Annotated in this window: 4 protein-coding genes; 1 reads left to right on the top strand and 3 read right to left on the bottom strand. The window is 67.1% G+C overall.

Going from position 1 to position 5,198, the window contains the following annotated elements; all coding sequences use genetic code 11:
- Window positions 1–244: 244 nt before the first annotated feature.
- Window positions 245–874, bottom strand: a complete 630-nt coding sequence (locus SGR02S_RS18845; protein WP_067113709.1) for a TetR/AcrR family transcriptional regulator — start codon at window positions 872–874, stop codon at window positions 245–247.
- A 199-nt stretch (window positions 875–1,073) separates the two neighbouring features.
- Here SGR02S_RS18845 and SGR02S_RS18840 point away from each other — a divergent pair, with 199 nt between their 5' ends.
- Window positions 1,074–3,422 (top strand): TonB-dependent receptor, encoded by a 2,349-nt coding sequence (locus SGR02S_RS18840; protein ID WP_067113707.1) that lies wholly within the window; start codon window positions 1,074–1,076, stop codon window positions 3,420–3,422.
- 54 nt (window positions 3,423–3,476) lie between these two features.
- Here SGR02S_RS18840 and SGR02S_RS18835 read toward each other — a convergent pair whose 3' ends face one another.
- Window positions 3,477–4,601, bottom strand: coding sequence for a CaiB/BaiF CoA transferase family protein (locus tag SGR02S_RS18835; protein WP_067113706.1), 1,125 nt, complete (start codon window positions 4,599–4,601; stop codon window positions 3,477–3,479).
- A gap of 68 nt (window positions 4,602–4,669) precedes the next feature.
- Window positions 4,670–5,198 (bottom strand): mitofilin family membrane protein (locus SGR02S_RS18830; RefSeq protein WP_255211530.1); only part of this gene is annotated, 529 nt, incomplete at its 5' end.

Here is a 5,198-nt window from a genome sequence, read left to right as displayed (position 1 = left end):
GGCTTTCGCCGGGGAACAGCGCCTGACCTGACTGAAGGGTATAGATGCCAGCCTGTTTCAGGGCCTGCCCCCGGACCCGATCGGGGGGGCATGGTCCGTCCTCGTCTGAAAGGCGGCGCAAAAGGGAAGGTCCGGCCATGGATGCTGAAACAAGTTCAACATGACGAACCGATGAGGCAGCGTGCCGAACGCCGAATCCCCACAGGCCTTAAAGGATGCGCCGCGCGCGGACCGCGACGACGCGTCAATCGCGCTTCGCCAGCCCGTTCGCCAGCAGATCGTTCGCCATCCGCGCGACCGCCTCGATATCGGCGTCGGCGTCCCACAGGCCATAGCGCATGCCGAGGAAGACGTTCATGCCGGCGATCGCCCAGGCGGCGACCTCGCCGGCGTCGGCGCGAATCTCGCCGCGCGCCGCGCCGCTCGCCAGCCGCTGGCGGATACGCTCGACCGTCGTTTCATAGTGGCGGCGGTAACTGGCGTAATCGACGAATTCCGCCTCGTCGATGATGCGATAGATTTCCCGATGCTCGCGCACGAAGCCGAGGAAGGATTCGAGGCCGATGCGCTCGGCGGCGATCTCGTCGGGCGCGGCCTGGACGATCGGCGTGACATGATCGCGCAATTGCTCGCTCATGTAACGGACGAGCGCCTGGAAGATCTCCTCCTTCGAATCGAAATAGGTGTAGAAGCTGCCGAGCGCGGTTCCCGCGCGGCGGGTGATGCCGCTGATCGACGCGTCGTGGAAACCGCGCTCGCCGAACTCGACCGCCGCGGCGTCGAGCAGCTTGCGCAGCGTGCGCCGGCCGCGCTCGGTGCGCGGCGCTTTATCCGGATTGCCGGCTTCGGCTCCCGCCGTCTGCGCCCGATCCATGACTGCCTTCCATCTCCCCATTCTCCGGCCTTTCTGCATCGTGGCTTTTATGCATCGCTGACAAGCAAAAAAGCCGGGGCCGAAGTTCAAAGTTGAAACCCGGTTCAACTTTCATTATTGGGTGGCTCGCGGCTTGGCAAGCGCCAGCCCCGAAAAATCAAACGGACGGCAAGGGGCCGTCCGTCCATGGGAGAGTCACATGCGTCCGTTCGCCCGCCGCCTCCGCACTGCCGTCTGCGCGACCAGCGCGCTGTCGCTGCTCGCTTTCACCCCCGCCGCCTTCGCGCAGCAGGACGAAGGCGCGAGCAACGACGACAGCGCCGAAATCATCGTCACCGCGCGCCGCCGCGACGAACGGCTGATCGACGTGCCGATCGCCGTCACCGCGCTGTCGGCGGACACGCTGTCCAAGGCCGGGGCGATCGACATCACCGACGTCGCCAACATGGCGCCCAACACGACGCTCGAAAATTCGCGCGGCACCAATTCGACGCTCACCGCCTTCATCCGCGGCGTCGGCCAGCAGGACCCGGTGCCGGGGTTCGAGGCGGGCATCGGCATCTATCTCGACGACGTCTATCTGAACCGGCCGCAGGGCGCGGTTCTCGACATCTATGACGTCGAGCGGATCGAGGTGCTGCGCGGTCCGCAGGGCACGCTCTATGGCCGCAACACGATCGGCGGCGCCGTCAAATATGTGACGCGCGCGCTCAACCCCGATTCGCCCGAACTGCGCATCCGCGGCACGCTGGGCACCTACAAGCAGGCCGACCTCGTCGTCACCGCAAGCGCGCCGATCAGCGACATCGTCCGCGTCGGCGGCTCGGTCGCGCGCCTGTCGCGCGGCGGCTTCGGCGACAATCTGAACATCAAGGGGCTGGAAAACTACAACAAGGACGTCTGGGCCGGCCGCGCGACGGTCGAAATGGGCGGTAACGGCGCGCCGGTGCTCATTCGCATCTCGGGCGACTACACGCGCGACAAGTCCGATCCGCGCAACGGCCACCGCCTGATCCCCGGGCTCGTCTCGGGCGCGCCGGTGCTCGACAATGTCTACGACACGCGCGCCGGGCTCAACGACCCCAGGCAGGACGTCAAGGCCTATGGCCTTGCGATGAACGTCTCGGCCGAACTCGGCGACACGGTGACGCTGCGGTCGATCAGCGCGTGGCGCAAGGACACGAGCTTCACGCCGATCGATTTCGACGCGCTGCCGTCGGTCGACGTCGACGTGCCCGCCGTCTATCGCAACGAGCAGCTCAGCCAGGAATTCCAGCTTCTCTATGAGGGCGACCGGCTGCACGGCCTCGTCGGCTTCTATTATCTCGATGCCAAGGCGGCGACCTCGTTCGACGTGCTGCTGGGGCTGACCGGTGCCGCGCTTCCACCCGCGCTGGGGGGACCGCTACCGGGATATAATGCCTATACGGCGGGCGACGTGCGGACCAAGACCTGGTCGGTATTCGGCGATTTCACCGTCGATTTCACCGACCAGCTCAGCCTGTCGGTCGGTGGTCGCTACACCAACGACAAGCGCAACGCCTTCGTCTACAAGGCGACACGAATCTCGGGCTTGTCGCCCGAATTCGGCGGCACGATCGCACCGATCACGGTGGCGACGTCCACCAATTTCCGCGGCGACCGCACCTTCAAGGAATTCACGCCACGCGCTTCGCTGAGCTTCAAGCCCGACGCCGACAACATGGTCTACGCCTCCTATTCGAAGGGCTTCAAGGGCGGCGGCTTCGACCCGCGCGGATCGGGTTCTTCGGCGCCGATCAGCAATCCGGCCGCGGGTCGTTCCTATCAGGACATCTACGACTATCTGGCGTTTGAGCCCGAAAAGGTCGACAGCTACGAGATCGGCTACAAGGGGTCGTTGCTCGACCGCCGCCTGACGCTGAGCCTTGCCGGTTTTTATATGGATTACAAGGACGTCCAGATTCCGGGGTCTTCGGCGTGTATCGATGCTTATGGCCTGCCCAGCTTCTGCGGCATCACCACCAACGCGGGCAAGGCTCGGCTGCAAGGCATCGAAGCGGAAGCGAACGCCATCCTTGCGCGCGACTTCGCGGGTGCGGGTTCGACGTTCCGCTTCAACGGCGCGCTCGGCTATATCGACGCCAAGTACAAGCGGTTTATCGCCGGCAATCCCCCGGCCGACGTCTCCAATCTGCGCACCTTCCAGAACACGCCCAAATGGACGGCGATGGGCTCGCTCGCGGCGGGCATTCCGGCGATGGGCGGCATCGTCGATGCCTCGACCGGCCTCACCTATCGCAGCAAGACGCATCAGTTCGAGGTGCCGATCCCGGCGCTCGACCAGCCCGGCTATGTGCTGTGGGACGCGAGCCTCGTCTGGACCGCCGACGGCGGCGATTATTCGATCGGGCTGCACGGCAAGAATCTGACCGACAAGCGCTATATCACCTCGGGCTATAATTATCAGAACGCCGCCGGCGCTTCGACGCTGGGACTCGAAGGCGTGCTGACCGCCTTCTACGGCAACCCGCGGCAGGTCTTCGTCACCGGCACGGTCAAGTTCTGACCCGCCGCACCGTCAAAAAGGGGGAAAGGGGCGTCCATAGCGGCGCCCCTTTTTCTATGGGTGTCCGCCGAGCGGCGGCGCGGCGGTCGCGGCGACCATGCGTTCGCCGTCGATGACGATCGGGCTCGCAACGCCGTCGATCGATGCGCCTTCGGGGCGGAAGCGCAGGCCGCGCGCGATCACCTGCGGATCGGCGAAGACGCCGGCGAGGTCGTTGATCGGCCCGGCGGGCACGCCTTCGGCCTCGAGCGCGAGCGACAGCGGCTGCGCTTCCCAGGTCGCGATCTTCGCCGCGAGCAGCGGGATCAACTCGGCGCGGTTGGCCAGCCGCGCCGCGTTGGTCGCGAAGCGCGGGTCGTCGCCCCATTGCGGCTCGCCGAGGATCGCGCAAAGCTTGCGATACTGCCCGTCGTTGCCGACCGCGACGACGAGCTGGCCATCGGCGGTCGCGAACGCCTGATAGGGCACGACATTGGCGTGGCCGTTGCCCATGCGCTTCGGCGCCACGCCGCTCGCCAGATAATTGGCGGCCTGGTTCGCGAGCACCGCAACCTGCGCGTCGAGCAAGGCCATGTCGACATGCGCGCCCGCGCCGGTGACGTCACGGCGCCGCAGCGCCGCGAGGATCGCGACCGTCGCATACATGCCGGTGAAGATGTCGGCATAGGCGATCCCCGCCTTCTGCGGCGCGCCGTCGGGCTCGCCGGTCAGCGACATGAAGCCGCTCATCGCCTGGACGATGAAGTCGTAGCCGGCGCGGTGCGCATAGGGGCCGGTCTGGCCGAAGCCGGTGATCGAACAGACGATCAGGCGCGGGAAATCGGCGCGCAGCCGCGCGGGATCGAGCCCATATTTGACCAGCCCGCCGACCTTGTAATTCTCGATCACGACATCGGCGTCGGCGAGCAGCGCGCGCACCTCGGCCTGCCCCTGCGCGGTCGCGATGTCGATCGCGACGCTGCGCTTGCCGCGGTTGCAGCTGTGATAATAAGCGGCGCCCAGATTCGCGCCGTCGGCGCCGGTGACGAAGGGCGGCCCCCAGTGGCGGGTGTCGTCGCCCGCGACCGGCCGCTCGACCTTGACCACCTCGGCGCCGAGGTCGGCGAGCAATTGCCCGCTCCACGGCCCCGCGAGCACGCGCGCCAGCTCGACGACGCGCAGACCTTCCAGCGGCCTCATCCCGGGAAAAAGCGCTGCGGGTCGGCGAGAGCCATGGCGGTGTTCCTTCGGAGTGCGGCCCGGAAATCCTAGGGCGTGGTTTCGGCCTGCTTGCGGACCATCGCGGCGGCCTGGCCGTCGCGCGGCTCCAATATCGCCGCGGTTTCGATCAGGTCGAGCGCGCGGCGCGCCTCGTGATAGCGGCGCGCGTCGATCAGCCACTCGGTCGCCGCCTCGGCGCCGGGCAGCGCCTGCACCTCTTCGATCGCCTTGTCGACCTGCCCGCCCGCCAGATAGCGGCGCGCCCGGTCGAGCCGTTCCGACGCGCGCGTCGACTGGCTGCCCGCCGGCCGCACGACGAACAGTTCGCCGAACTCGCGCTTGATGCCGGTCCACAGATTGCCGTTGCCGTCGCTCCGCCCGACGAGCTGCGGCGCCAGACCGTCGAGGTCGCTGCGCAGCTGTTCGAGCGTGATCGGATCGCGCGAGGTGTCGATGATCGTCTTGACCGCATTGGGCTGATCGTCGCCGAAGCGCAGGCGCAGCTGCGCGTCGAGATAGCCGAGCGACAGGCCGCGATCGAGCGCGCGGCGCACCGCGAAGGCGACGAGCAGCCCC

The organism is Sphingopyxis granuli NBRC 100800, from assembly GCF_001591045.1.
In the GTDB taxonomy this organism is placed as follows: Bacteria; Pseudomonadota; Alphaproteobacteria; order Sphingomonadales; family Sphingomonadaceae; genus Sphingopyxis; species Sphingopyxis granuli.
This window is presented reverse-complemented; position numbering and strand designations above follow the sequence as displayed.

Bases quoted from the DNA above. Each gene is read 5' to 3' on its own strand.
- SGR02S_RS18845 (WP_067113709.1), bottom strand. From the start codon at position 874: ATGGATCGGGCGCAGACGGCGGGAGCCGAAGCCGGCAATCCGGATAAA.
- SGR02S_RS18835 (WP_067113706.1), bottom strand. From the start codon at position 4,601: ATGAGGCCGCTGGAAGGTCTGCGCGTCGTCGAGCTGGCGCGCGTGCTC.
- SGR02S_RS18840 (WP_067113707.1), top strand. From the start codon at position 1,074: ATGCGTCCGTTCGCCCGCCGCCTCCGCACTGCCGTCTGCGCGACCAGC.